19 protein-coding genes and 10 pseudogenes are annotated in these 23467 nt (G+C 68.2%); 19 read left to right on the top strand and 10 right to left on the bottom strand.

The genetic code is table 11. The features are described 5' to 3' along the window. Positions 1 to 116: 116 nt before the first annotated feature. The 6 genes and pseudogenes from DPM13_RS27540 to DPM13_RS18980 all read left to right on the top strand — a co-directional run. Positions 117 to 365 (top strand): annotated as a pseudogene (locus DPM13_RS27540) (ABC transporter permease subunit); the annotation flags it as partial. Between the two features lie 97 nt (positions 366 to 462). Continuing rightward, the gene (locus tag DPM13_RS25520; RefSeq protein WP_262983195.1) at positions 463 to 777 is read left to right on the top strand and encodes an ABC transporter permease; all 315 of its coding nucleotides are present in this window, start codon (positions 463 to 465) and stop codon (positions 775 to 777) included. A gap of 155 nt (positions 778 to 932) precedes the next feature. Continuing rightward, positions 933 to 1454 carry a nitrous oxide reductase accessory protein NosL gene (locus DPM13_RS18995; RefSeq protein WP_028718623.1) on the top strand — a complete coding sequence of 174 codons (522 nt, stop codon included), beginning with the start codon at positions 933 to 935 and terminating at the stop codon, positions 1452 to 1454. Next, positions 1444 to 1932, top strand: a complete 489-nt coding sequence (locus tag DPM13_RS18990; RefSeq protein WP_112888624.1) for a hypothetical protein — start codon at positions 1444 to 1446, stop codon at positions 1930 to 1932. The genes DPM13_RS18995 and DPM13_RS18990 overlap by 11 nt, the downstream gene beginning before the upstream one ends. Then, positions 1929 to 2372, top strand: a complete 444-nt coding sequence (locus DPM13_RS18985; RefSeq protein WP_189654775.1) for an FAD:protein FMN transferase — start codon at positions 1929 to 1931, stop codon at positions 2370 to 2372. Before DPM13_RS18990 ends, DPM13_RS18985 begins: the two co-directional genes overlap by 4 nt. A 32-nt stretch (positions 2373 to 2404) precedes the next feature. Continuing rightward, positions 2405 to 2902, top strand: coding sequence for a DUF2249 domain-containing protein (locus DPM13_RS18980; RefSeq protein ID WP_080622683.1), 498 nt, complete (start codon positions 2405 to 2407; stop codon positions 2900 to 2902). 4 nt (positions 2903 to 2906) lie between these two features. Here DPM13_RS18980 and DPM13_RS18975 read toward each other — a convergent pair. The 4 genes and pseudogenes from DPM13_RS18975 to DPM13_RS18960 form a co-directional block, all read right to left on the bottom strand. Next, positions 2907 to 3983 (bottom strand): annotated as a pseudogene (locus DPM13_RS18975) (NnrS family protein). Between the two features lie 457 nt (positions 3984 to 4440). Continuing rightward, a pseudogene (locus DPM13_RS27535) lies at positions 4441 to 4521 on the bottom strand (pseudoazurin); the annotation flags it as partial. A gap of 187 nt (positions 4522 to 4708) precedes the next feature. Further along, entirely contained in the window at positions 4709 to 5389 is a 681-nt protein-coding gene (locus tag DPM13_RS18965) for a Crp/Fnr family transcriptional regulator (RefSeq protein ID WP_080622680.1), read from the bottom strand. Between the two features lie 83 nt (positions 5390 to 5472). Beyond that, a complete protein-coding gene (locus tag DPM13_RS18960) occupies positions 5473 to 6177 on the bottom strand; it encodes a helix-turn-helix domain-containing protein (RefSeq protein WP_112888622.1) in 705 nt (234 codons plus the stop codon). A 252-nt stretch (positions 6178 to 6429) separates the two neighbouring features. Here DPM13_RS18960 and DPM13_RS24465 point away from each other — a divergent pair, with 252 nt between their 5' ends. From DPM13_RS24465 to DPM13_RS26320, 10 genes and pseudogenes are all read left to right on the top strand, one after another. Beyond that, positions 6430 to 6609: a hypothetical protein gene (locus tag DPM13_RS24465; RefSeq protein WP_223252203.1), complete on the top strand. Its 180-nt coding sequence runs from the start codon at positions 6430 to 6432 to the stop codon at positions 6607 to 6609. 70 nt (positions 6610 to 6679) lie between these two features. Further along, a pseudogene (locus DPM13_RS26325) lies at positions 6680 to 7915 on the top strand (nitrate/nitrite transporter); the annotation flags it as partial. A 188-nt stretch (positions 7916 to 8103) separates the two neighbouring features. Further along, positions 8104 to 9123, top strand: coding sequence for an MFS transporter (locus DPM13_RS24455; protein WP_317616347.1), 1020 nt, complete (start codon positions 8104 to 8106; stop codon positions 9121 to 9123). Between the two features lie 24 nt (positions 9124 to 9147). Next, positions 9148 to 9627 carry a hypothetical protein gene (locus DPM13_RS18950; RefSeq protein ID WP_397245175.1) on the top strand — a complete coding sequence of 160 codons (480 nt, stop codon included), beginning with the start codon at positions 9148 to 9150 and terminating at the stop codon, positions 9625 to 9627. 160 nt (positions 9628 to 9787) lie between these two features. Continuing rightward, positions 9788 to 12940 (top strand): annotated as a pseudogene (locus tag DPM13_RS18945) (nitrate reductase subunit alpha); the annotation flags it as partial. Continuing rightward, positions 12937 to 14460, top strand: a pseudogene (gene narH / locus DPM13_RS18940) (nitrate reductase subunit beta). The pseudogenes DPM13_RS18945 and narH, both read left to right, overlap by 4 nt. After that, complete coding sequence (gene narJ / locus DPM13_RS18935; protein ID WP_112888621.1) at positions 14457 to 15152, top strand: nitrate reductase molybdenum cofactor assembly chaperone; 696 nt, start codon at positions 14457 to 14459, stop codon at positions 15150 to 15152. Before narH ends, narJ begins: the two are co-directional and overlap by 4 nt. 10 nt (positions 15153 to 15162) lie before the next feature. Then, positions 15163 to 15960, top strand: coding sequence for a respiratory nitrate reductase subunit gamma (gene narI / locus DPM13_RS18930; RefSeq protein ID WP_112888620.1), 798 nt, complete (start codon positions 15163 to 15165; stop codon positions 15958 to 15960). Between the two features lie 11 nt (positions 15961 to 15971). Next, complete coding sequence (locus DPM13_RS18925) at positions 15972 to 16781, top strand: peptidylprolyl isomerase (RefSeq protein WP_223252200.1); 810 nt, start codon at positions 15972 to 15974, stop codon at positions 16779 to 16781. Positions 16782 to 16836: 55 nt separating this feature from the next. Further along, positions 16837 to 17163: pseudogene (locus tag DPM13_RS26320) on the top strand (DUF2478 domain-containing protein); the annotation flags it as partial. Between the two features lie 127 nt (positions 17164 to 17290). On the opposite strand, the gene DPM13_RS18915 reads toward DPM13_RS26320, so the two are convergent. Further along, positions 17291 to 17722 (bottom strand): Rrf2 family transcriptional regulator, encoded by a 432-nt coding sequence (locus DPM13_RS18915; protein ID WP_112888618.1) that lies wholly within the window; start codon positions 17720 to 17722, stop codon positions 17291 to 17293. A gap of 115 nt (positions 17723 to 17837) precedes the next feature. Between DPM13_RS18915 and DPM13_RS24445 the strand changes: the two genes are divergently transcribed. Genes DPM13_RS24445 through DPM13_RS18905 form a run of 3 tightly spaced genes read left to right on the top strand, consistent with a single transcriptional unit; the run spans position 17838 to position 19525 of the window. Further along, positions 17838 to 18521 carry a globin domain-containing protein gene (locus tag DPM13_RS24445; protein WP_223252199.1) on the top strand — a complete coding sequence of 228 codons (684 nt, stop codon included), beginning with the start codon at positions 17838 to 17840 and terminating at the stop codon, positions 18519 to 18521. 51 nt (positions 18522 to 18572) lie between these two features. Further along, a complete protein-coding gene (locus DPM13_RS24440; RefSeq protein WP_223252198.1) occupies positions 18573 to 19049 on the top strand; it encodes an NO-inducible flavohemoprotein in 477 nt (158 codons plus the stop codon). 11 nt (positions 19050 to 19060) lie between these two features. Further along, the gene (locus DPM13_RS18905) at positions 19061 to 19525 is read left to right on the top strand and encodes a hypothetical protein (RefSeq protein ID WP_080622672.1); all 465 of its coding nucleotides are present in this window, start codon (positions 19061 to 19063) and stop codon (positions 19523 to 19525) included. 22 nt (positions 19526 to 19547) lie between these two features. Here DPM13_RS18905 and DPM13_RS18900 read toward each other — a convergent pair whose 3' ends face one another. From DPM13_RS18900 to DPM13_RS18880, 5 genes and pseudogenes are all read right to left on the bottom strand, one after another. Continuing rightward, the gene (locus DPM13_RS18900; RefSeq protein ID WP_112888617.1) at positions 19548 to 20495 is read right to left on the bottom strand and encodes an acetamidase/formamidase family protein; all 948 of its coding nucleotides are present in this window, start codon (positions 20493 to 20495) and stop codon (positions 19548 to 19550) included. Between the two features lie 24 nt (positions 20496 to 20519). Continuing rightward, positions 20520 to 20831: a hypothetical protein gene (locus DPM13_RS18895; RefSeq protein WP_080622670.1), complete on the bottom strand. Its 312-nt coding sequence runs from the start codon at positions 20829 to 20831 to the stop codon at positions 20520 to 20522. A gap of 9 nt (positions 20832 to 20840) precedes the next feature. Further along, positions 20841 to 21553: pseudogene (locus DPM13_RS18890) on the bottom strand (ribonuclease activity regulator RraA). 13 nt (positions 21554 to 21566) lie between these two features. Continuing rightward, positions 21567 to 22352, bottom strand: a pseudogene (locus DPM13_RS18885) (SDR family oxidoreductase). Between the two features lie 41 nt (positions 22353 to 22393). After that, positions 22394 to 23466: pseudogene (locus DPM13_RS18880) on the bottom strand (aminotransferase class I/II-fold pyridoxal phosphate-dependent enzyme); the annotation flags it as partial. Position 23467 lies beyond the last annotated feature (1 nt).

The raw sequence follows: 23467 nt of genomic DNA, 5'->3' as shown, positions 1-23467 counted from the left end.
GACGAGAAGCCTGCCGTGCTGCGCGCGCTCCTGGACCAGGGCGCGACCCGGATCACGCTGGAAGACCCCAGCCTTGACGACATCTATGCCCATTTCCTGCAACGCGAGGCCGCCTGATGTCCGCGATCCTGACTATTGCCCGCCGCGAACTGGCCGAAGGGGTGCGCAACCGCTGGGTGGTCTCGATGACCGCCGTCATGGCGGCGCTGGCCGGGGCCATCGCGGCCCTGGGTTCGGCTCCGACGGGCTCGACCGCGACTGCCGCGCTGGACGTGGTGGTGGTGGGGCTGGCCAGCCTGACCATCTTCCTGGTGCCGCTGATCGCGCTGCTGCTGTCGCATGACAGCATCACCCGCGAGGCCGAGCGCGGCACGCTGCTGCTGCTGCTGAGCCACCCGCTCGCGCGCTGGCAGGTGGTCGCCGGAAGTTCCTGGGCCAGCGGCCATTCTGGCGCTGGCCACCGTGATCGGCTTTGGCTGCGCCGCGGTCTTCGTGATCTGGCGCCACGGCGCCGAGGGCTGGCAGGCCTTCGCCTTCATGACCGCCGTTTCGGTGCTGCTGGGCGCGGTCTTTCTGGGGCTGGGGGTGCTGGCGTCGAGCGTGGTGCAGGAAAGCTCGACCGCTGCCGGCATTGCCATCGGGCTGTGGCTGTTCTTCGTCGCGCTTTACGACATGGCGCTGCTGGCGGCGCTGGTGGCGCGCGGCGGCCATGCCGTGCCGGGCGGGCTGATGGACTGGCGCTGCTGGCCAATCCGACCGACGCCTATCGCCTGCTGACGCTGGGCGAGGGCAGCGCTGCCCTGCTGTCGGGCATGGGCGGGGTCTATGACAATTCCCATCTGACACCCTGGCTGCTGGCCGGGGCGCTGCTGGCCTGGTGCCTGGCGCCGTTGGCCCTGGCCATGACCGTGTTCGCGCGGAGGAACCTCTAGATGAAACCGCTTCTGATCGCCGCCTTGCTGATGCTGCCGCTGATGGGCTGCAAGCCGGACGCCACCGCCACTCTGCCGCCCGAGTCCATGACAGCCGAGGCGGTGGGCCGCTATTGCGGCATGAACCTGATGGAGCACGAAGGCCCCAAGGGCCAGGTGGTGCTGTCGAAGGACCTGGGGGCCTATTGGTTCTCCTCGGCCCGCGACACGGTGGCCTTCACCATGATGCCGGACGAGGTCAAGGATTACGGCGGGCTTTATGTCTCGGACATGGCCAAGGCGAAAAGCTGGGCCGACCCCGGCGCCGACAACTGGATCGACGCGAAATCCGCCTTTTACGTTGTCGGCGCCAAGGTCGAGGCGGCGATGGGCGGGGCCGAGATCGTGCCCTTCGGCACCCGCGAGGCGGCCGAGGCCTTTGCCCGGGACAAGGGCGGCACGGTGCAGGGCTTCGACGAACTGACCCCAGACGAGGTGCTGGGCGGCGAGGCCGAGCAGGGGGAGGGTGCTCATGCGCATTGACCGCCGCCGCTTCCTGACCATCTCGGCCGCCGTCGCCGGGGCGGCGCTGCTGTCGCCGCGCGGGCTCTTGGCGGCACCGCAGGCGACGGTCTGGCGCGGCCAGGCCCTGGGCGCGCCGACCACGCTGATCCTGAACCATCCCGACCCGGCCCGTGCGCAGGCCCTGCTGCGCGAAACCGCGGCCGAACTGCGCCGGCTCGAGGCGATCTTCACCCTCTACCGCGCCGAATCGGAGCTGTCGCGGCTGAACCGCGACGGCTATCTGCTGGCCCCGAGCCCCGAGATGCTGGCGGCGCTGCGGCTGGCCGGATGTCCACGCCGCGACCGGCGGCCGCTTCGACCCGACTGTGCAGCCGCTGTGGCGCGCCTATGCCGCGGGCGATGCGCAGGCCATTGCGGCGGCGCGGCCCAGCCTGGGAATCCAGCGCATCCGCATCAGCCTGCGACCGCATCCTGCTGGCGCCGGGCCAGGCGTTGACGCTGAACGGCATTGCCCAAGGTGTCATCACCGACCGCATCACCGATCTGCTGCGCGCCGGCGGGGCCGAGCATACGCTGGTCGACATGGGCGAGTTTCGCGCCATCGGCGGCCGCAGCGCGCAGGAGCCATGGTCGGTGAGGCTGGCCGGCGGCGGCCACGCGCTGCTGACCGACCGGGCGCTGGCCACGACCGAGGCGCGCGGCTTCAGCTTCGATCCCGAGGGCCGCTTGCCGCAGTTGATCGACCCCGCCACCGGCACGGCGCGCGCCGATTGGGCCCGCGTCTCGGTCATCGCCGACAGCGCGGGGCTGGCGGACGGGCTTTCGACCGGGCTCAGCCTGGCGCCGGCCGCGGCGATCCGCGCCGCCCTGCCGCATCTGCCCGGGGTCGAGGTCCGCGCGCTGGACGCCTCGGGGCAGGAGTTCCGTTTTACCTGACGTTCCGCTACAGCCACAGGGGAGGAGAACCCATGGAGCCCATCGTCACGCTGGACGTCCGCCCGATCCTGGCCCGGGGCGCCGAGCCCCTGGCCGAGATCCTGGCCGCCGTCGATGCCCTGTCGCGGGGCCAGACCCTGCGCCTGATTGCGCCGTTCCGCCCCGTGCCGCTGTTTCGCGTCATGGCGCGGCGCGGCTATGACCACCATGAGACGCGCTTGCCCGACAAGGGCTGGCAGATCGACTTTGCGCCGGCCGCCCATCGGCTGGGGCAGGGCAGCGCGCTTGACGCCTTCGGCTGGCCCGAGCCGACCGCCCTGCTGGACCTGACCGCGCAGAGCTCTGATGAGGCGGCCGAGCGGCTGCGCCAGGCGCTTGGACGCATCCCGCCGGGCGATGTGGTCTTTGCGCTGCTGGCTGCCGAGCCTGCGGACCTGCTGGCGGAACTGGGGGCGCAGGGCCACAAATGGGCCGGAAACCCGGCCGCCGACGGCAGCGGGTTCCGGCTGCTTCTGCGCCGCGCGGATTAGCGGATCAGGCGCGCAGGTCCTTGCGCGCCCGGATCAGCATCGGGGCGTATTCCAGGACATAAAGCCCGAAGGCCAGCATCCAGAGCCCGCCCGCCAGGTGGATCAGCCGGTCGTAATCGCCAAGCTCGGCCGCCGGGCGCAGCAGGGCCGCCGCCCAGATCGCCACATAGCTGGCGGTGGTCAGGGCCGAGGCCGTCAACGCGCGTCCCGTGTGACCGCGCGTGGCGCGGCCCATCACGGCCAGCATCTCGCCGCCGATGGCGCCCACGGCAAAGACGTGCAGCGCCCCGGCGGTGCTGAGCAGGCCCAGCCCAGACAGGCCGACGGCGGCAAAGCCCAGGGCCAGCATGGCATAGCCGCCGTGCAGCGCCAGCACCAGCGGCTCGGCCCAGGTGCGCCAGCCGCGCCAGCGCAGCATCCGTGCCAGGTTCAGCACGGCCGCGACCGGGCCCAGGACGGCCACCGGCAGGCTGTCCGGCGCGACGATCCACAGCGCCAGCGTGACGCCCGAGACGCAGGCGACCAGCGTGTCGAAGCGGTTGTAGGGACGGCAGCGGTCCCGACCCGCGCCGCGCCAGCCAGTTGCGGGTAAAGCTGGGCGTGATGCGGCCGCCGATGATGACGATCAGCATGACATAGGCCGAGATCGCGGCCCGCGCGGCCATGGTCGGGTCGCCGCCGCGCAGCACGGCCAGGTGAAAGCCCAGGTTTGCCAGCGCCAGCACCGTCACGGCGGCCACGACCTTGAGGTCGCGCCACTTGCGCCCGGCGATGATCTCGACCGCGAAGACGGCGGCCATGACCGGCAGGAACAGCGCATCCGCCAGCACGCCCTGCCAGCCGCGCCGCCCGGAGGCCAGGTCAGCGCCAGCCGGCCGACCAGCCACAGCGCCACCAGCGCCATCAGCGGCCGGCCCGACAAGGGCATGCGCCCGGTCCAGTTCGGCACCGCCGTCATCAGAAAGCCCGACAGCACCGCCGAGGCAAAGCCGAACAGCATCTCGTGCATGTGCCAGTTCGCCGCGCCGTAATCGCCGCCGGGCAGGGCGTGGCCGGAAACCGCCATGACCCACAGCGCCATGGCCAGCACGGCCCAGACCGCGCCGCCCAGAAAGAACGGCCGGAACCCATAGGAGAAGAGCACCGGCCCGGTGCGCGACAGCCCGCGTGGAATGCCGCCCCTGGCCTCGGCCGCCTTTGTCCTGGTCATCCCGGTGCCCTTTCCTTGACAAGCGGAAATCGCCCGTCGCCCGCAGGGCCGGCGACGGGCGGTCTGGGTTTCTTAGCGCTTGACCTGCGCCAGTTCGGCATCCATCCGGGTGCGCGCCTTCTTGGGCAGCTTGCCCGTCGCTAGCGCGTCATAGTTCGGCGCGTCGGGACCGGCCTGGATCAGCGCCACCATGCCCAGCGGCAGGCTCGAAGTTTCCCTTGGCGGCCTCACTCAGGATCAACTTGTCCAGCGTCAGATCCGATACAGCACGTCTGAGCTTCGATTCGAATTCGGCCTCGCCCTCGGGCAGCATGCCGGGCAGCGAGGCCACGTCATGGCTCTTGTCGGTCGGCACGAAGGTCACGGTGTCGCCGACCTCGGCCTGCACGAAGGCGGGCTCGAAGACCATCACGCCGTCGGCGCCCTTGTTCAGCATCTGCACCTGATGGTCGGCGGCCAGCGCCGGACCGGCCAGCGCGGTCAGCGCGGCGGTGATGATCAGCATGCGTTTCATGTCCTGTCTCCTTGCAATCACGGCCGCAGCCTGACGCTTCGGCCGGCTCCCGACGTTGCGCTGAGGCAAATTGCGGCGGAAATCAGGCGCGGGCTTCGGCGATGGCGGCAAGCCCGGCCGGATCGGCGATGATGACCTTGCGCCGCGCGCGCAGCAGGATCCCCTCGGCCTCCCATGCCGCCATGATGCGCGATGCGGTGTGCAGGGTATTGCCGCTCATGTCGGCGATGTCCTGGCGGGTGATGGGGAAGGGGATCTCGACCGGCCCCGGGCCGGGTTTGGCCTGCCGGGCCAGGCGCAGCAGAAGATGGGCGATGCGGCGCCCGGCATCTTCGGTCGACATCTCGCGCAGGCGGGTATGCGCCTCGTCGAGCTTGCGCCCGACCGCCTGGATGGCCGAGACGGCCAGGGCAGGGGCGGCGGCGATCAGCGGCTCCCACCGGGCGCGGGGCCAGGCAAGCAGGGTGCTGGGAACGATCGCCTCTGCGCTGCCGGGAAAGATCGTGCGCCCGATGGCCGGGCCAAAGCCGCAAAGCTCGCCCGGGTGGACGATGCGGACGATGAATTGCTGGCCGTCCTCGGTCAGCTGCGTGACCTTCAGCCGGCCGTCGATCAGCAGGAAGAACCGCGCCGCCGCATCGCCCTGAAGGAACAGGTTCTGGCCCGGTTCCAGAGCGACGCGGGTCATGCCCTCCGCGATGATCCCCAGCTGTTCGGGGGTCAGGCTGGAAAAGATCGCCAGTTCAGCAAGTTCGGACGGCATGCGGATCTCGGGCAGGGCTCGGTGCGGTTTGGGGCAGGGCTAGCACAACCGGCGCCCCGTGACAGCCCGAAAGCTTCGGCCGATTACAGGCCTTCGTCCGAACTGTCGATCAGCGGATCATAACCTGCCGTCGCCGAAAGCCGCTCGCGGTCCGTGATGATGACGCGCGCGCCATCCATGGCGATCCCCTGCGCCTTGAGGCCGGCCAGTGCCCGCGACAGGCTTTCCGGCGTCATGCCGAGATAGGAGGCGAGATGGCGCTTTTCGACCGGCAGCACGAAGCTGTTGGCCGCGCCCTGGCGATGCGCCTGGTCCAGAAGCCAGGCCGCAAGTCGCTCGCGCGCCGTGCGCAGCTTCATGTTCTTGGCCTGGCGCACCATGTCGCGATAGCTGCCCGCCAGTTCCGTCATCACCGCCCCCGCCAGTTCCGGCTCGCGCCGGATGGCCGCGCGCAGATCCACCGCCGGCAGCAGCAGGATGCGCGAGCGTTCCAGCGTGCGGGCCGACATCAGATAGGGCACGTCCCGGATGCAGGCGGCCAGGATGAAACTGGAAACCGGGCGGACCATCGCCATCACCGCCTCGCGCCCGTTCCAGTCGGCGTGAAGCTCGACCGAGCCCTCGATCAGGATATGCAGGAAATCGGCGCGGTCTCCCTGGCGGAACAGATCCAGCTGGGGCGGGAAGTTCTGCGAATAGCTGGTCGCCATCAGCGCCTCGAAAGTCGGGGTCGACACCTCGTGGAACAAGGGCAGGCTGCGGATGGCGGGCTTTTCCTCGTCTCTCACGAATCGGTCCTTGCATCGAGGAAGATTGACTTTTGATAAATCAGCGGCGCTACAAAGGCAACTGGATTACCTCGTCGTGGCAGGTCGCCGTTTGATCTGATCGCTGTGCTGACTGTCTGGATCGCAATTCGCGTCCGTTTTTCCCGCTGCGCCGCCCTGAATTGATCCATATCAAGTTTGCGGCGCGGCCGAGGTGCTTTGCAGCCTGCAACCCCTTCGCGTGACCCGCGAAGCGGATGACAGGAGCAAGTCATGCCGGAACATCATCCCCCGTCCCGCAAGGACCAGCAAAGGGCCCTGTGGCTAAGCACATTCGCCTTCACGCTGTGCTTTGCCGTGTGGACGATCTTCTCGATCATCGGGATCACCATCACAGGCCGAGCTGGCCTGACCGAATCCAGTACGGGCTGCTGGTCGCGACCCCGGTGCTGACCGGATCGCTGACGCGGCTGATCCTGGGCGTCGGACCGAACGCTTGGCGGCCGGCGGTCTTTTCGCTGCGATGATCCTGACGGGCGTCGCGACCTATCTGCTGACGCTGGCCGACAGCTATGCCACCTTCCTGCTGGCCGCGCTGGGCGTGGGCCTGGCGGGCGGATCCTTCATCATCGGCGTGGCCTATGTGTCGAAATGGTTCCCGGCCGAGCGGCAGGGCCTGGCGCTGGGCACCTTCGGCATGGGCAATGTCGGCGCGGCCGTGACCAAGTTCCTGGCGCCCTTCGTGCTGGTGGCCATGGGCTGGCAGGGCGTGGCCGAGATCTGGGCCGCCGCCATGGCACTGATGGGCGTGGCCTTCTGGCTGCTGGCCAAGGACGACCCGGATTTCGCCGCCCGCAAGGCCCGCGGCGTCCGGGCACCGCCTGGCCGAGCATTCGCGCCGCTGAAGAACCTGCAGGTCTGGCGCTTTTCGCTGTACTACTTCTTCGTCTTCGGCGGCTTCGTCGCGCTGGCGCTGTGGCTGCCGCATTACCTGACCGACGTCTACGGCGTCGACGTGCGCACGGCCGGGATGGCGGCGGCGGCCTTCAGCCTGTCGGCCAGCCTGTTCCGCGCCTATGGCGGCGCGCTGTCGGACCGCTTCGGCGCGCGGACGGTGATGTACTGGACCTTCGGTTTCGCCATCGTCTTTCTGGTCATGCTGTCCTATCCGCCGACCGATTACGTCGTGCACGGCAAGAACGGACCGATCGCCTTTTCCACGCAGATGGACCTGTGGCCCTTCGTCGCCACGCTGTTCGCGCTGGGCTTCTTCATGAGCCTGGGCAAGGCCGCCGTCTTCAAGCACATCCCGGTCTATTACCCGAACCACGTCGGCGCGGTCGGCGGTCTGGTGGGCATGATCGGGGGCCTGGGCGGTTTCATCCTGCCCATCGTCTTCGGCGCGCTGCTGGACCTGACGGGCGTCTATACTTCGTGCTTTGCGCTGCTGCTGGCCGTGGTCGTCGTGTCGCTGGCCTGGATGCACTTCTCGATCCGCGCGATGGAGCGGCAGGCCCAGGGCAAGGCGCTGGATCAGCTGCCGGCCTTTGCCGAACTGGCCGAGATCCACGTCCCCGGCAAGACCGAGATGCCCAGGACGATCCAGGACTGGCGCCCCGAGGACGCGCAGTTCTGGGCCGAGAAGGGCCGTCGCATCGCGCGCCGCAACCTGTGGCTGTCGATCCCGGCGCTGACGCTGGCCTTCGCGGTCTGGATGGTCTGGTCGGTCGTCATCGCGCGCCTGCCCGCCATCGGCTTCAGCTTCAGCCAGGACCAGCTGTTCTGGCTGGCGGCGCTGCCGGCGCTGTCGGGGGTCGGTGGGCATCGGCGTAACTTCATGGTGCCGATGCCGGAGTTCGCGAGCTGGGAAGCGTTCAACCTCTGGCTGGAGGAGCAATGCCGCAAGCGACAGCGGTGCTGCGCGGTGAAAGCGCTACGATCTTCGTGGTGCTGGCGCTGCTGTGCGGGCTGGGGGGCGGCAACTTCTCGTCCTCGATGGCCAATATCGGCTTCTTCTTCCCGCGCGCCGAAAAGGGCAACGCCATGGCGCTGAATGCGGGCCTGGGCAACCTCGGCGTGTCGATCATGCAGTTCCTGGTGCCGGTCGTCATCACCATGGGCGTCTTTGGCGCCGTGGGCGGCCAGCCTCAGCAGCTGTCGGATGGCGGCCAGGTCTGGATGCAGAACGCGGGCTTCGTCTGGGTCCCGTTCATCATCGCCTCGACCATCGCGGCCTGGCTGGGCATGAACGACATCGCCGATGCGAAATCGAGCTTCCGCGAACAGGCGGTGATCTTCAGCCGCCGGCACAACTGGATCATGTGCCTGCTGTATGTCGGCACCTTCGGCAGCTTCATCGGCTATTCCGCCGCCTTCCCGATGCTGACCAAGCTGGCCTTCCCGGGCGTCAACGCGCTGCAATACGCCTTCCTCGGTCCGCTGATCGGCGCGCTCAGCCGGGCAGGCAGCGGCTGGCTTGCCGACCGGGTCGGCGGCGGGCGCGTCACCTTCGGCGTGTTCCTGGGCATGATCGGGTCGGTCCTGGTCATCCTGCAGGGGCTGAACGGCGGCAGCTTCACGCTGTTCTTCGCGGGCTTCATGGCGCTGTTCTTCTTCTCGGGCGTGGGCAATTCGTCCACCTTCCAGATGATCCCCGTCATCATGCGCAAGGAGATCGCGCGGCTTTACCCGAACGCCACCGCCGAGGAGCGCCGCCGCCAGTCCGAACGTGAATCGGCGGCCATCGTCGCCTTTACCGCGGCCATCGGCGGCTATGGCGGCTTCTTCATCCCGAAGGCCTTCGGCAGTTCCATCCAGCTGACCGGCGGTGCCGGGGCGGCGCTGTGGGGCTTCCTGGCCTTCTATGTGCTCTGCATCGCCGTGACCTGGGGCGTCTACACGCGCCGGGGCGGCCTGCTGCACGACATCGAACACCGGGGCGCGGTCGTCGCCGCCCCCGCCGAATAATCGAAAAAGGAAACGGAGAGAGCCATGAGCCATCTTCTGGATCGCCTGAACTTCCTTGCCCCGCTGCGCAAGGACACGTTCGCGGACGGGCACGGCCAGACCACCATCGAAAGCCGCGACTGGGAGGACACCTATCGCGCCCGCTGGCGCCACGACAAGATCGTGCGCTCGACCCATGGGGTGAACTGCACCGGCTCGTGTTCGTGGAAGATCTACGTGAAGTCGGGGATCGTCACCTGGGAAACCCAGCAGACCGACTATCCCCGGACCCGCCCCGACCTGCCCAACCACGAACCGCGCGGCTGCGCACGGGGCGCGAGCTACAGCTGGTACCTGTATTCCGCGAACCGGGTGAAGACGCCTCTGATCCGGGGCAGGCTGATGCGGCTGTGGCGCGAGGCGCGCAAGACGATGACGCCCATCGAGGCCTGGACCGCCATCCAGAACGACCCGGCCGCGCGCGAAAGCTATACCCGGGTCCGGAGAAGAGCACTCAAAGGATGAGCCCTATGACGAAGCAAAGATTCACCCCCGCCTATCCATCCGAGCTGCGCGAACGCGGTGTTCGGCTTTTCCGCGAGAACCGGGCCGATTACGCCAGCGACAGTGCGGCCTACAAGGCGATCGCGCCGAAGCTTGGCTGCTCTCCCGACAGTCTGCGCGTCTGGTGCCAGCAGGCCCGCAGACCTGGGGCGAACAGACCGACGTCCCCGAAAGCGCGGACTGGTACAACGCGGGCTATCTGATCCTCTGGGGTTCGAACGTGCCCCAGACCCGCACGCCCGACGCGCATTTCTATACCGAGGCGCGCTATCGCGGCACCAAGTCGGCCGTGATCTGCCCCGACTATTCCGAGGCGGCCAAGTTCGGCGACATCTGGCTGAACGCCAAGCAGGGTACGGACGCCGCCATCGGCATGGCCTTTGGCCACGTCATCCTGCGCGAATTCCACCTGGACCGGCAGGCCGAGTATTTCGAGGACTACTGCCGGCGCTATTCCGACATGCCGATGCTGGTGCGCCTGGACGAACAGGACGGCCGGCTGGTGCCGGGCCGGCAGTTGCGCGCAGGCGACCTGCCGGGCGCCCTGGGGGAAACCGCCAACACCGACTGGAAGACCGTCGCCATCGACGAGATCTCGCGCGAGATGGTGGTGCCCAACGGCTCGATCGGGCATCGCTGGTCCGAGGACGGCTCGGTCAAGCCGACCAAGGCCGAACCCACCACCCAGACCGGCACCGCCTCGACCAAGGTCGAGGACACCGGGCTGTGGAACCTGGAGCAGAAGGCGCAGGGCCGCGACGTGCGCCTGCAGCTGAGCCTGATCCTGGAGGACGAGCACGACGAGATCGCCGAAGTCGATTTCCCCTTCTTCGGCGGCGCGGCGACCAACGGCTTTGCCGTGGATGACCGGGGCGAGGTGCTGACCCGCAACGTTCCCGCCCGCCGCGTCACGCTGGCCGACGGCAGTTCGGTCCTGGTCGCCACGGTCTTTGACCTGCTGTGCGCGAACTACAGCCTGGACCGGGGGCTTGGCGGCCAGAACGTCGCCACGAGCTATGACGACGACGTGCCCTTCACCCCCGCCTGGGCGGAGCGCATCACCGGCGTGCGCCGCGACAAGATCATCCAGGTGGCGCGGGAATTCGCCAGCAACGCCGAAAAGACCAACGGCAAGTCCATGGTCATCATCGGCGCGGCGATGAACCACTGGTTCCACATGGACATGAACTATCGCGCCGTCATCAACATGCTGGTGATGTGCGGCTGCGTCGGCCAGTCGGGCGGCGGCTGGGCGCACTACGTCGGCCAGGAAAAGCTGCGCCCGCAGACCGGCTGGACGGCGCTGGCCTTCGCGCTGGACTGGGCGCGCCCGCCGCGCCACATGAACGCGACCAGCGCCTTCTATGCCCATACCGACCAGTGGCGCTATGAGACGGTGACGGCGCGCGAGCTGCTGTCGCCCACCGCGCCCAAGGGCGACTGGGACCGGCTCAGCCTGATCGACTACAACATCCGCGCCGAGCGGATGGGCTGGCTGCCCTCGGCCCCGCAGCTGCGCACGAACCCGCTGGAGGTCGGCCGCGCCGCCAAGACCGAAGGAATCGCGGTCAAGGATTACGTCGCCCGCGAACTGAAATCGGGCGGCCTGGAAATGTCCTGCCAGGACCCGGACGCGCCGGAAAACTGGCCGCGCAACCTGTTCGTCTGGCGCTCGAACCTGCTGGGGTCCTCGGGCAAGGGGCATGAATACTTCCTCAAGCACCTGCTGGGCACCGACCACGGCGTGCAGGGCAAGGACCTGGGCGCCGAGGGCGGCGTGAAGCCGGTCGAGGCCGTCTGGCACGCCGACGCGCCCGAGGGGAAGCTGGACCTGCTGGTCACCATCGACTTCCGCATGTCCACCACCGCCGTTTATGCCGACATCGTCCTGCCGACCGCCAGCTGGTACGAAAAGGACGACATGAACACGTCGGACATGCACCCCTTCATCCACCCGCTGCAGGCGGCGGTGGACCCGGCGTACGAATCGAAATCCGACTGGGAGATCTTCAAGTCCATAGCGCGCAAGTTCTCCGAACTCGCGCCCGAGGTTCTGGGCGTCGAAACCGACGTGGTGCAGCTGCCCCTGCAGCACGACAGCGCGGGCGAGATCGCCCAGCCCTTCGTCGCCGACTGGAAGCAGGGCCAGTGCGACCTGATCCCCGGCCGTACCGCGCCCGCCTATATCGAGGTGACGCGCGACTATCCGAACCTCTACAAGCGCTTCACCGCGCTGGGTCCGCTGATGGAAAAGGCCGGCAACGGCGGCAAGGGCATCTCCTGGGACACCAAGACCGAGGTGCATCACCTGAAGGCGCTGAACGGCACGGTGACCGAGGACGGCGTGACCCAGGGCATGGCACGCATCGACACCGCCATCGACGCGGCCGAGGTGGTGCTGATGCTGGCCCCCGAAACCAACGGCGAGGTCGCCGTCAAGGCCTGGGAGGCGCTGTCCAAGGCCACGGGGCGCAGCCACAAGCACCTGGCCGAGGTGAAGGAGGACGAAAAGATCCGCTTCCGCGACATCGCGGCGCAACCGCGCAAGATCATCTCGTCGCCCACCTGGTCGGGCATCGAAAGCGAGGAGGTCTGCTATAACGCCGGCTGGACCAACGTGCACGAGCTGATCCCGTGGCGCACCCTGAGCGGGCGCCAGCAGCTTTACCAGGACCACGAATGGATGCGCGCCTTTGGCGAGGGCTTCGTGACTTGGCGCCCGCCGGTGGACCTGAAGACGGTGGGCCATGCGGCGACGAAATCGCTGGGCTCGACGGAAAAGCACGTCGTTCTGAACTTCCTGACCCCGCACCAGAAATGGGGCATCCATTCGACCTATACCGACAACCTGCTGATGCTGACGCTGAACCGCGGCGGCCCGGTGGTCTGGATTTCCGAACTGGACGCGAAAAAGGCCGGCATCGTCGACAACGATTGGGTCGAGGTCTTCAACGCCAACGGCGCCATCTCGGCCCGCGCGGTGGTCAGCCAGCGGATCAAGGAAGGCAGCATGTTCATGTATCACGCCCAGGAAAAGATCGTGAACACGCCCGGCAGCAAGGTCACCGGCAAACGCGGCGGCATCCACAACTCGGTCACCCGCATCGTGCCCAAGCCCACCCATATGATCGGCGGCTACGCCCAGCTTTCCTATGGCTTCAACTATTACGGCACCGTGGGGGCCAACCGGGACGAATTCGTCATCGTCCGCAAACTCGATCAGGTCGACTGGCTCGACCAACCCGCAACCCAAATTACGGAGGCAGCGGAATGAAAGTTCGTGCGCAAATCGGCATGGTGCTGAACCTGGACAAGTGTATCGGCTGCCATACCTGTTCGGTCACCTGCAAGAACGTCTGGACCTCGCGCGAAGGTGTCGAATACGCCTGGTTCAACAACGTCGAGACCAAGCCCGGCATCGGTTATCCCAAGGATTGGGAAAACCAGAAGCGCTGGAACGGCGGCTGGACCCGGACGCGCGCCGGCCGCCTGCAACCCAAGCAGGGCGGCAAGTGGCGCATCCTGGCCAATATCTTTGCCAACCCAGACCGCCCGAGATCGACGATTTCTACGGCCCTTCGATTTCGAGCATCCCTCGCACCGCTACAACCCGTTGGAACGGGTAGCGCGCATTCCGCACCCCCGGCCGCGTTCCAAGATCACCGGCGAGCGGATGGAAAAGATCGAATGGGGCCCGAACTGGGAGGAGATCCTGGGCGGCGAGTTCGCAAAGCGCAGCCAGGACTACAACTTCGAGGGCGTGCAGAAGGACATCTACGGAGAGTATGAGAATACCTTCATGATGTATCTGCCGCGGCTCTGCGAACACTGCCTGAACCCGGCCTGTGTCGCTTCGTGCCCCTCGGGCGCGATCTACAAGCGCGAGGACGACGGCGTGGTGCTGATCGACCAGGAGAAGTGCCGGGGCTGGCGCATGTGCGTGTCCGGCTGCCCCTACAAGAAGATCTATTACAACTGGTCCTCGGGCAAATCGGAAAAATGCATCCTGTGCTATCCGCGCCTGGAAAGCGGCCAGCCCACGGTCTGTTCGGAAACCTGCGTCGGGCGCATCCGCTATCTGGGGGTGATGCTGTATGACGCCGACAAGATCGCCGAGGCGGCCGCGACGGAATCGGAGATGGACCTCTATGACGCGCAGCTGGGCGTGTTCCTGGACCCGAACGACCCGGAGGTGATCGCCGCCGCGCGCGCAGAGGGCATCCCCGAGGACTGGATCAAGGGCGCGCAGAACTCGCCCATCTGGAAGATGGCGATGGAGTGGAAGATCGCCTTCCCGCTGCATCCCGAATACCGGACGCTGCCGATGGTCTGGTATGTGCCGCCGCTGTCGCCGATCCAGAACGCGGCCGAGGCCGCAAGATCGCCGCGCAGGATGACATGCCCGACGTGCGGTCGCTGCGCATCCCGCTGCGTTACCTGGCGAACATGCTGACCGCCGGCGACGAGGCGCCGGTCGCCTCGGCCCTGGAGCGGATGCTGGCGATGCGCAGCTACATGCGCTCGAAGACCGTGGACGGCGTGGTGAACCTGGGCGTCGCCAAGCGCGTCGGCCTGACCCCGCACCAGATCGACGAGATGTATCAGCTTCTGGCCATCGCCAATTACGAGGACCGCTTCGTCATCCCGACCACGCATCGCGAACTGGTCGAGGATGCCTATGACCTGAAGGGCGGCTGCAGCTTCACCGACGGCAACGGCTGCTCGTCGGGCCACAGCGGCGCCAAACTGTTCTCGGGCAAGAAGTTCCGCAGCCCGCAGGAGTTCATCGCATGAAAACGTTTAAGGCACTTTCGCTGCTGCTGAGCTATCCGTCCGAGGAGCTTCAGCAGGCCGTCCCTCAGATCGACGCGCTGCTGCACGCCGAGGGGCTGCTGGGCCCCAAGCGCATGGAGGCGCTGGCGCCCCTGCTGCGCGACCTGGCGCGGGGCGATCTTTATGATCTTCAGGAACGCTATGTGCTGCTGTTCGACCGTTCGCGCACGCTGTCGCTGAACCTGTTCGAGCATATCCACGGCGAAAGCCGCGACCGCGGCGGCGCCATGGTCGATCTGCTGGACATGTATCGGGCTGGCGGCTTCGACCTGGGCGGGACTGAACTGCCCGACCATCTGCCGGTGCTGTTGGAATATCTGTCCACCCGGCCCCTGGCCGAGGCGCAGGAGGTCCTGCAGGGCGCCGGTCACATCCTGGTCGCGCTGGGCGAACGGCTGGTGCGGCGCGATGCCGCCTATGCCGCCGTCCTTGAGGCGCTGGTCGCCATCGCCGAGGCCGATCCCGAAACCGAGGAGGTCCAGACCCTGCTGGCCGTCAAGGACGACGACCCCGAGGATCTGGCCGCGCTGGATGCGGTCTGGTCCGAGGCGCAGGTGACTTTCGGCCCCGATCCCAACGCCGGCTGCCCGGTCAGCCGCGATCTTCTTGCCCGTATGGACCCCGCCGCCCCTGCGGCGCGGGCCGCAAGCTGAGGAGCGACAGATGAGCCATTTTCTGTTCGGAGTTTATCCCTATATCGCCATCACGGTGATGATCCTGGGCGCCATCGTCCGCTACGAGACCGAGCCCTTCACCTGGAAATCCTCGTCGAGCCAGCTTCTGCGGCGCAAGCAGTTCGTCATCGGCTCGGTGCTGTTCCACGTCGGCGTGCTGATGATCCTGGGCGGGCATTTCGTCGGCCTGCTGACGCCCATCGCCGTCTGGGACGGGCTGGGCGTCGGGCATGGCGCCAAGCAGGCTTTGCCATGGCCTGGGCGGCTTTGCCGGCATCCTGGCCTTGGTCGGCGGGCTGATCCTGCTGCACCGGCGGCTGACCATCCGCGCATCCGCGCCAATTCCACCCTGTCGGACACCGGCATCCTGGTCCTTCTGATGCTGCAACTGACGCTGGGGCTGGGCACGATCTTTGTCTCGGCCGGGCATCTGGACGGGCACGAGATGGTCAAGCTGATGCAATGGGCCCAGGGCATCGCGTATTTCGGCGCCGATCCGGCCGCGCATCTCGACGGCGTGGCGCTGATCTTCAAGCTGCACATCCTGCTGGGGCTGACGATCTTCCTGCTGTTCCCCTTCACCCGGCTGGTGCACATGCTGTCGGCGCCGGTGCGCTATCTGTGGCGTCCGGGCTATCAGATCGTGCGCTCGAAACGCGGGGCGCGTCCGGGCGTCGGGCTGAACCCGATCCCGGCCACCGTCGCCGGGCGCGAGGCGCTGGCCCGCACGGTCGCAACCCGTGATGCCGGAACGCAGCAGGACCCGCTGCGCCACGCGGCGGAGTGACGGTGATGGACATGAAACCCCTGCTGCCCCCCGTCACCGTCAACGGCGTCACCATCAGCCCCGAGCGCATCGCGGCCGAGGCGCAGAACCACCCCGCGCCCAAGGGCAAGCCGGGCCTGGCCTGGAAGGCCGCCGCCCGCGCCCTGGCCCTGCGCGAGATCCTGCTGCAGGAGGCCCGTGCGCGCGGCCTGACCGCCGATCCCGCCGAACTGGCCCCCGGCCAGTGGGAAACCGAGGACGAGGCGCTGATCCGGCAACTGCTGGATCAGGCCATCGCCCCCGAGACCCCGGACGAGGCCGCGCTGCGGGCGATCTATGACGCCCATCCCGACCGCTTCCGCGCGCCCTCGCTTTACGAAGCGGCGCATATCCTGTTCCCGGCTGCGCCCGGGGACCAGGCGGCGCGCGATGCGGCCCGTGCGGCGGCGGCGCAGGTGCTGGGCGAATTGCGCGCGGCACCGCGCCGGTTCGCGGAACTCGCCGCGCGGCACAGCGCCTGCGCCTCGAAGGACAGCGGCGGGCTGCTGGGCCAGCTTTCGTCGGGCGATACCGTGCCCGAGTTCGAGGCCGCGCTGGCCACGATCCCCGAGGGCGAGATCGGCGCGCCGGTCGAGACGCGCTACGGCATCCACCTGATCCGGCTGGACGCACGGGCCGAGGGCGCGGTGCTGCCTTTCGACGCGGTCCTGCCGCATCTGCGCGAGGCCCGCGAAAAGGCGGACTGGGTCACCGCCAGCCGCGACTTCACTGCCGCGCTGGTGGCAAAGGCCAGGGTCACGGGCGTGACGCTTGGCGCAGGCGCGGAAGGGGGCGCGGCATGAAGCTGGCCTATGTCACGCTTTCGGGCCGCGGCGCCATCGACGCGCTGCTGTCGAGGTGGTCGATGTGCTCGAGGCGCAGGGCCTGCGCCTGGCCGGCACCGTGCAAAGCAACATCGACCGCGCCGACCGGGCGCTGTGCGACATGGACCTGCGGCTGCTGCCGGATGGGCCCACGGTCCGCATCAGCGTCGATCGCGGCCCCGAGGCGCGGGGTTGCCGGCTGGACCCCGATGCGCTGGAACGCTCGGTCGCCTGGACCGAGGCGGCGCTGGACCGCGCCGAATTCCTGGTGGTGAACAAGTTCGGCAAGCAGGAGGCCGCGGGCCGCGGCCTGGTCGGCACCATCGCCACGGCGCTGGAGCGCGGCATGCCGGTGCTGGTCGGCGTGAACGGGCTGAACCTGCCGCCCTTCCTGGAGTTCGCGGGCGGTCTGCCCAGGCGCTGCCGCCTGAACGGCAGGCGGTGCTGGACTGGTGCCTGTCCGCGCGCCTGCCGGCCATGGCCGCCGCCTAGGCCGCATCCCCCGGCTGGCGCAGCAGCGGCAGGAAATCGCCGCGCCGCGCCAGAACATCGGCCAGGGTCTGGCGGTCCAGCACCGCCAGAAAGGCCTGCGTTGCCTCGTCCAGCGCCAGCGTCAGCCCGCAGGCGGGCGCGATGATGCAGCTGCTGCAGCCGGCCAGGTCGAAATCCGCCTCGGTGTGGCGAATGACCGCACCCAGGCTGATCTGATCGGCGGGCCTGGCCAGGCGGATGCCGCCTTTGCGGCCCCGGGCGCTGGTCAGCCAGCCGGCATTCACCAGGTCGTTGATGACCTTCATCAGGTGATTTTGCGAGACTCCGTAAGCCCTTGCGATCTCGGCGATGGAGCACAGCCGGTCGGGCTGGCGGGCCAGGTACAGCAGTACGCGCATGGCGTAATCGGTATAGCGGGTCAGTCGCATGGGGCCTTCCGGAAAGATGCGTCGTCATTGCATGATTTTCATCAGCCAAATAGATGTATTAAAAATGCATCATTTTTGCGAGTCGTCCGCGACCGCCGTGCCAAGGAGAATCCCGATGACCCAGGCCCTCAGCCCCCGCACCATCGAACTGGTCAAGGCCACCGTCCCCGCGCTCGAGGCGCATGGCATGACCATCGTGCACGAGATGTATGCGCGGATGTTCCGCGACCCGGCGATCCGCGACCTGTTCAATCAGTCGCATCACGGCGCCAGCGACGCCCAGCCGCGCGCGCTGACCGGCGCCATCCTGGCCTATGCCGGCAATATCGAAAACCTGGCCGCGCTGGCCCCGGCGGTCGAGCGCATCGCGCAGAAACACGTCGGCCTGCAGATCCTGCCCGAGCATTACCCGCATGTCGCCGAGGCGCTTCTGGGCGCGATCAAGCATGTGCTGGGCGATGCCGCCACCGACGAGATCCTGGCCGCCTGGGGCGAGGCCTATTGGTTCCTCGCCAATATCCTGATCGCGCGGGAAAAGCGGCTTTACGGCGAACAGAACGCCGCGCCCGGCGGCTGGAACGGCTGGCGCGAATTCCGCATCGCCGAGGTCGTGACCGAAAGCAGCGTCATCAAGTCCTTCGTGCTGCGCCCGGTCGATGGCGGCGCCGTGATGGCGCATCTGCCGGGGCAATATCTGACCTTCTGGTTCGACATCCCCGGCCATCCGCCGGCCAAGCGCAACTATACGATCTCGTCGTCGCCGCGACTGCAGCGACTATCGCATCAGCGTGAAGCTTGAGCCGCAGGGTCAAGGCGGCTCGGACTATCTGCATCAGCAGCCGGCGGCACGGTGCTGAAGGTCGCGGCGCCGGCGGGCGAGTTCTTCATGGACCGCCTGCCGCAACGGCCGGTGGTGCTGCTGTCGGGCGGGGTCGGGCTGACGCCGATGGTGGCGATGCTGGAATGGCTGGTCGGGCAGGGGGCCGAACAGCCGGTGCACTACATCCACGGCACCCATGACCGCGACACCCATGCCATGCGCGCCCATGTCCGCGCGTTGGCGGAACGGGGCCGCGACATCCACGTCACTGACTTTCACCAGACCCCGCTTGCGGATGAGGTCGCGGGGCGCGACTATGACATCGCAGGGCTGATCACCGACGAATGGCTGCTGGCCAATACGCCGGCCGGGACGGCGGATTACTATATCTGCGGTCCGCGCCCGTTCCTGCGGGCGGCGGTCTCGGCCCTGTCGCTGGCGGGCGTTCCGGCGGCGCGCATCCATTACGAGTTCTTCGGCCCCGCCGACGAACTTCTGGCAGCCTGAGAGGCCACGGCATGGACGACCTGACCATCGCGCGGATCGTCCATGTGGTCGCGGTGCTTCTGTGGATCGGCGGGGTGGCCTTCGTGACGCTGGTGCTGATCCCGGCGATCCGCGGGGCCGAGCCGCCCGAGCGCCGGCTGGCTGCCTTTCACCGCATCGAGGACCGCTTTGCCGCCCAGGCCCGGCTGTGGGTGGCGCTGGCCGGTCTTAGCGGGCTCTGGATGGTCTGGCGCGGCGCGATGTGGGACCGCTTCGCCGAGGTCGGCTATTGGTGGATGCACGCCATGGTTGCGGTCTGGCTGGTCTTTGCCGCCATGCTGTTCGTGATCGAGCCGCTGTTCCTGCACCGCCGCATGAAGCGCTCGACCGATCCGGCCGGCGATTTCGCCCGCATGGGCCGGCTGCATCACCTGCTGCTGGCCGTCTCGCTGATCGCGGTGATCGGAGCGGTGGGCGGCGCGCACGGCTTGTTCTGAAACGCGGCTGGCGTGCGCCAGGCTACGCGCCGGCGGGCAAGGTGCCCAAGTCCAGCACGCAATGCGCGCCCTTGCGGCGGTTGACCATCTGGGTCACGCGCAGGTCGGCCAGCAGGCTGCAATGGCGATAGGCGTCCCGGACCGACAGCGCGGTGTTGCGCGCCAGCCAGTCCACCATCCGGCGCGCGGCGGTCGTGGCCGCCGTGTTCAGGTCCTCGTCGAAATCCATGGTGATGATGCGGTTGTCGCACAGGATCTCGGGCGCTTCGGGGGCGGTGCCTTTTTCAACGCAAAAGCGCAGCCGGCCGTCCAGCGCGGTTTCCAGCGCCGTGTCGCAGATTTCGCCGTCGCCTTGCAGGGCATGGCCGTCGCCGGCAAGAAACAGCGCGCCCTCGCAAAAGACGGGCAGGGCGATCCGCGCGCCGGCGCGGCAATAGCGGTTGTCCATGTTGCCGCCGAACGGGCCGGGCGCGACCGAACCGACGCAACCGCCCGCGGCACCAGGCGCGACGGCGAGAATGCCGAAGAACGGCGCCAGATCGACCACCGGCCCCCAGGGCAGCCGGGCCTGCCGTCGGGCGCGGTCCAGCGGAATGGTCAGGGACTGATAGTCCTCTGCCACGTCCGGCAGGATGCCGAAGCCGGGTTCGATGGCGTTCCAGCCGAAATCCTGCGCAAGCGTGATCTCTTCGATCTCGACCAGCAGCCGGTCTCCGGGTGCGGCGTCCCTGACAAAGATCGGGCCGGTCAGGATATGGGGCCCAAGATGGGGGCGGCAGCGGGCGATGACCTGGCGATGCGCGGGCAGGGCATGGCAGCCCGAGCCCGGCGCGGGCAGGTTGCGCGCCCCGCCCGACAGAGTCTGGATGGTGACGCTGTCGCCGCTGTCGATCCGCAGGACCGGCGCGGCCGCCGGGTCGATATGGCCCCAAAGCACCGTGTCTGGCGTGGCGGCAAGATGGTGATGCACCTGAGGCTCCTGCGGGTTCGGGTCCTACTCGTCAAGGACGCAGCGGCGGCTGTCAACCGGCGAGACGAGGATCGGGATGGGATCGCCCGGCGCCAGGTCCTCGACATCCAGGGCGTGCCGCCGCAGCCCCCGGACGAAGCGCGTTTCCCCGCAATCGCGGAACGTGACGTCGACCAGGGGCAGGGCGGTCTTTCCCGGAGCCGCGTAATAGGCCGCCTCGATGCGGGCAGGGATGCGGCGCCAGCGCCGGCGCCGCCGGTGGTGCAGCAGCGCCGGCAGGATCGCGGCCGCGCCCATCAGGGCCAGAAGGATCAGGACGGGAACCAGATCGCCCACCCCGGCCGGTCAGGACTGGCCGGCCTTGAAGGCGTCGTATTTCGCCTTGTTCCCGGCATTGGGCGGGTAGAGGCCGGGCAGGGGCACACCCTGGTCGACCTGATCCATGATCCAGCCCTCCAGCCGCTCCTGTTCGGTGGCCTGGGCTGCGACCTCCTCGAGCAGCGCGGCGGGGATCAGCACGGCGCCGTCATCGTCGACGACGATCATGTCGCCGGGAAAGACCGCGACACCGCCGCAGGCGACGGGCTCTTGCCAGTTCACGAAGGTCAGCCCCGCGACCGAGGGCGGGGCGGCCACGCCGCTGCACCAGACCGGCAGGCCGGCGCGCGCACACCCGCCACGTCGCGCACCACGCCGTCGGTGACCAGCGCCGCCACGCCCCGCTTCGCCATCCGGGCGCACAGGATGTCGCCGAAGATCCCGGCATCGCTGACGCCCATGGCGTCGGTGACGCAGATGCAGCCTTCGGGCATGGCCTCGATGGCGGCGCGGGTCGAGATGGGCGAGGACCAGCTTTCCGGCGTTGCCAGATCCTCGCGCGCGGGAACGAAGCGCAGGGTGAAGGCGCGTCCGACAAGGCGGGGCTGGCCGGGGTTCAGCGGGGCTGCGCCGCGCAGCCAGACATTGCGCAGGCCCTTTTTCAGCAGCACCGTGGTCAGGGTCGCGGTGGTTACCTTGGACAGGGCGTCGATCAGCGCGGCTTCGGTTTGGGAGGTCATGGTCTGTTCCGTTTCAGATGCTGGCGATCAGGCCGCCATCCACGCGGATGGTGCTGCCGGTGATGTAGGAGGCGCGGGCGATGGCCAGAAATGCCACCGCGTCGCCATATTCCTCGGGCTGGCCATAGCGGCCGACCGGAATCGCTGCGACGCTTTCGGCCGCGACGTCGGCCACGCTGCGGCCTTCGCGCGCGGCCTTCTGTTCGTCCAGGAAGGTGATGCGCGGGGTGGCGATGCGCCCCGGCAGGATGATGTTGCAGGTGATGCCGTCGCGTCCGACCTCGCGCGCCAGGGTCTTGGACCAGCCGACCAGCGACAGGCGCAATGCATTCGACAGGCCCAGATTGGGGATCGGGGCCACCACGCCCGGACGAAGTCGAGGTGATGATCCGCCCCCAGCGGCGCTCGCGCATGCCGGGCAGCACCGCTTCGGTTACCGCAATGACCGACAGCACCATCGTCTGGAAGCTTTGCGCCACAACGCCGCATCCTGGCCCGAGACGGTGCTGGGCTTGGGGCCGCCGGTGTTGTTCACCAGGATGTCGATGGGGCCCAGTTCGGCCTCGATCCGCTCCACATTCGGGCCGATCTGCGCCAGATCGCCCAGATCCCAGGTCAGGGGCAGCGCCTTGCCGCCCTCTTGCCGCAGGACGCGGGCGGTTTCCTCGACCGCCGCGCTGTCGATATCGCCAAGCGCCACGCGGACGCCCTCGGCGGACAGCGCGCGGGCGATCGCCCGGCCCAGCCCGCCGCCGGCGCCCAGAACCAGCGCCGTCCTGCCTCGTATTCCAAGATCCATCATCGTCTCCGTTCCTGTTGTGGGCTCTTGCCGCGGGGCGTTCAGGACAGCGCCCTGCAGGCTGCCTCGATCCGGGCGCAGGCCTTTTCCAGTTGCTCGGTCGCGGTCGCGAACGAGATGCGGAAATAGGGCGCAAGCCCGAAGGCGCTGCCGGCGACGGCGGCGACGCCGGCCTCCTCCAGCAGCCACATGACGAAATCGCCGTCGCTTTCGATCACACGCCCGTCGGGGCGGCGCCGGCCGATCATGCCCGCGCAGGAGGGGAACAGGTAGAACGCCCCCTCGGGCTTGCGGCAGCTCAGCCCCTCGATGGCGTCGAAGGCGGCAAGGCAAAGGTCGCGGCGTTCGCGGAAGGTCTCGTTCCGGGCGGTCAGGAAATCCATCGGCCCGTCCAGCGCGGCCTGCGCCGCCGCCTGGCTGATCGAGCTGGGGTTCGAAGTCGATTGCGATTGCAGCGTCGCCATCGCCTTGATGATGTCCGCTGGCCCGCCGGCATAGCCGATGCGCCAGCCGGTCATCGAAAACGCCTTGGACACGCCGTTGACGGTCAGCACCCGATCCGCCAGGCGCGGCTCGACGGCCGCGATGGTGGCGAACTGCCAGCCGTCGTAGCGGATATGTTCGTACATGTCGTCGGTCAGCACCAGGATGCGCGGATACTCCAGCAGCACCTGGGCCAGCGCGGCCAGCGCCACGGCCGAATAGCCTGCGCCCGTGGGGTTCGAGGGCGAGTTCAGGATCAGCCATTTCGTGTTCGGCGTGATCGCGGCGCGCAGCGTCGCCGGGGTCAGCAGGAAGCCGTCCTCCTCGGGGCAGGGGGCAATGACTGGCGTGCCGCCCGCCAGCCGGACCATGTCCGGGTAGCTGACCCAATAGGGCGCCGGCACGATCACCTCGTCGCCCTTGTCCAGGGTCGCCAGCAGCGCGTTGTAGATCACCTGCTTGCCGCCGGTGCCGACGCTGATCTGCGTGGGTTCGTAGGCCAGCCCGTTCTCGCGCTGGAACTTCCGGATGATGGCGGCCTTGAGTTCAGGCGTGCCGTCCACATCCGTATAGCGGGTCTCTGGCCGGCGGCGATGGCCTTGATGGCAGCGCGCCGGATATTCGCGGCCGTT

Origin of the sequence: Paracoccus mutanolyticus (assembly GCF_003285265.1) — a bacterium.
Lineage (GTDB): Bacteria > Pseudomonadota > Alphaproteobacteria > Rhodobacterales > Rhodobacteraceae > Paracoccus > Paracoccus yeei.
This window is presented reverse-complemented; position numbering and strand designations above follow the sequence as displayed.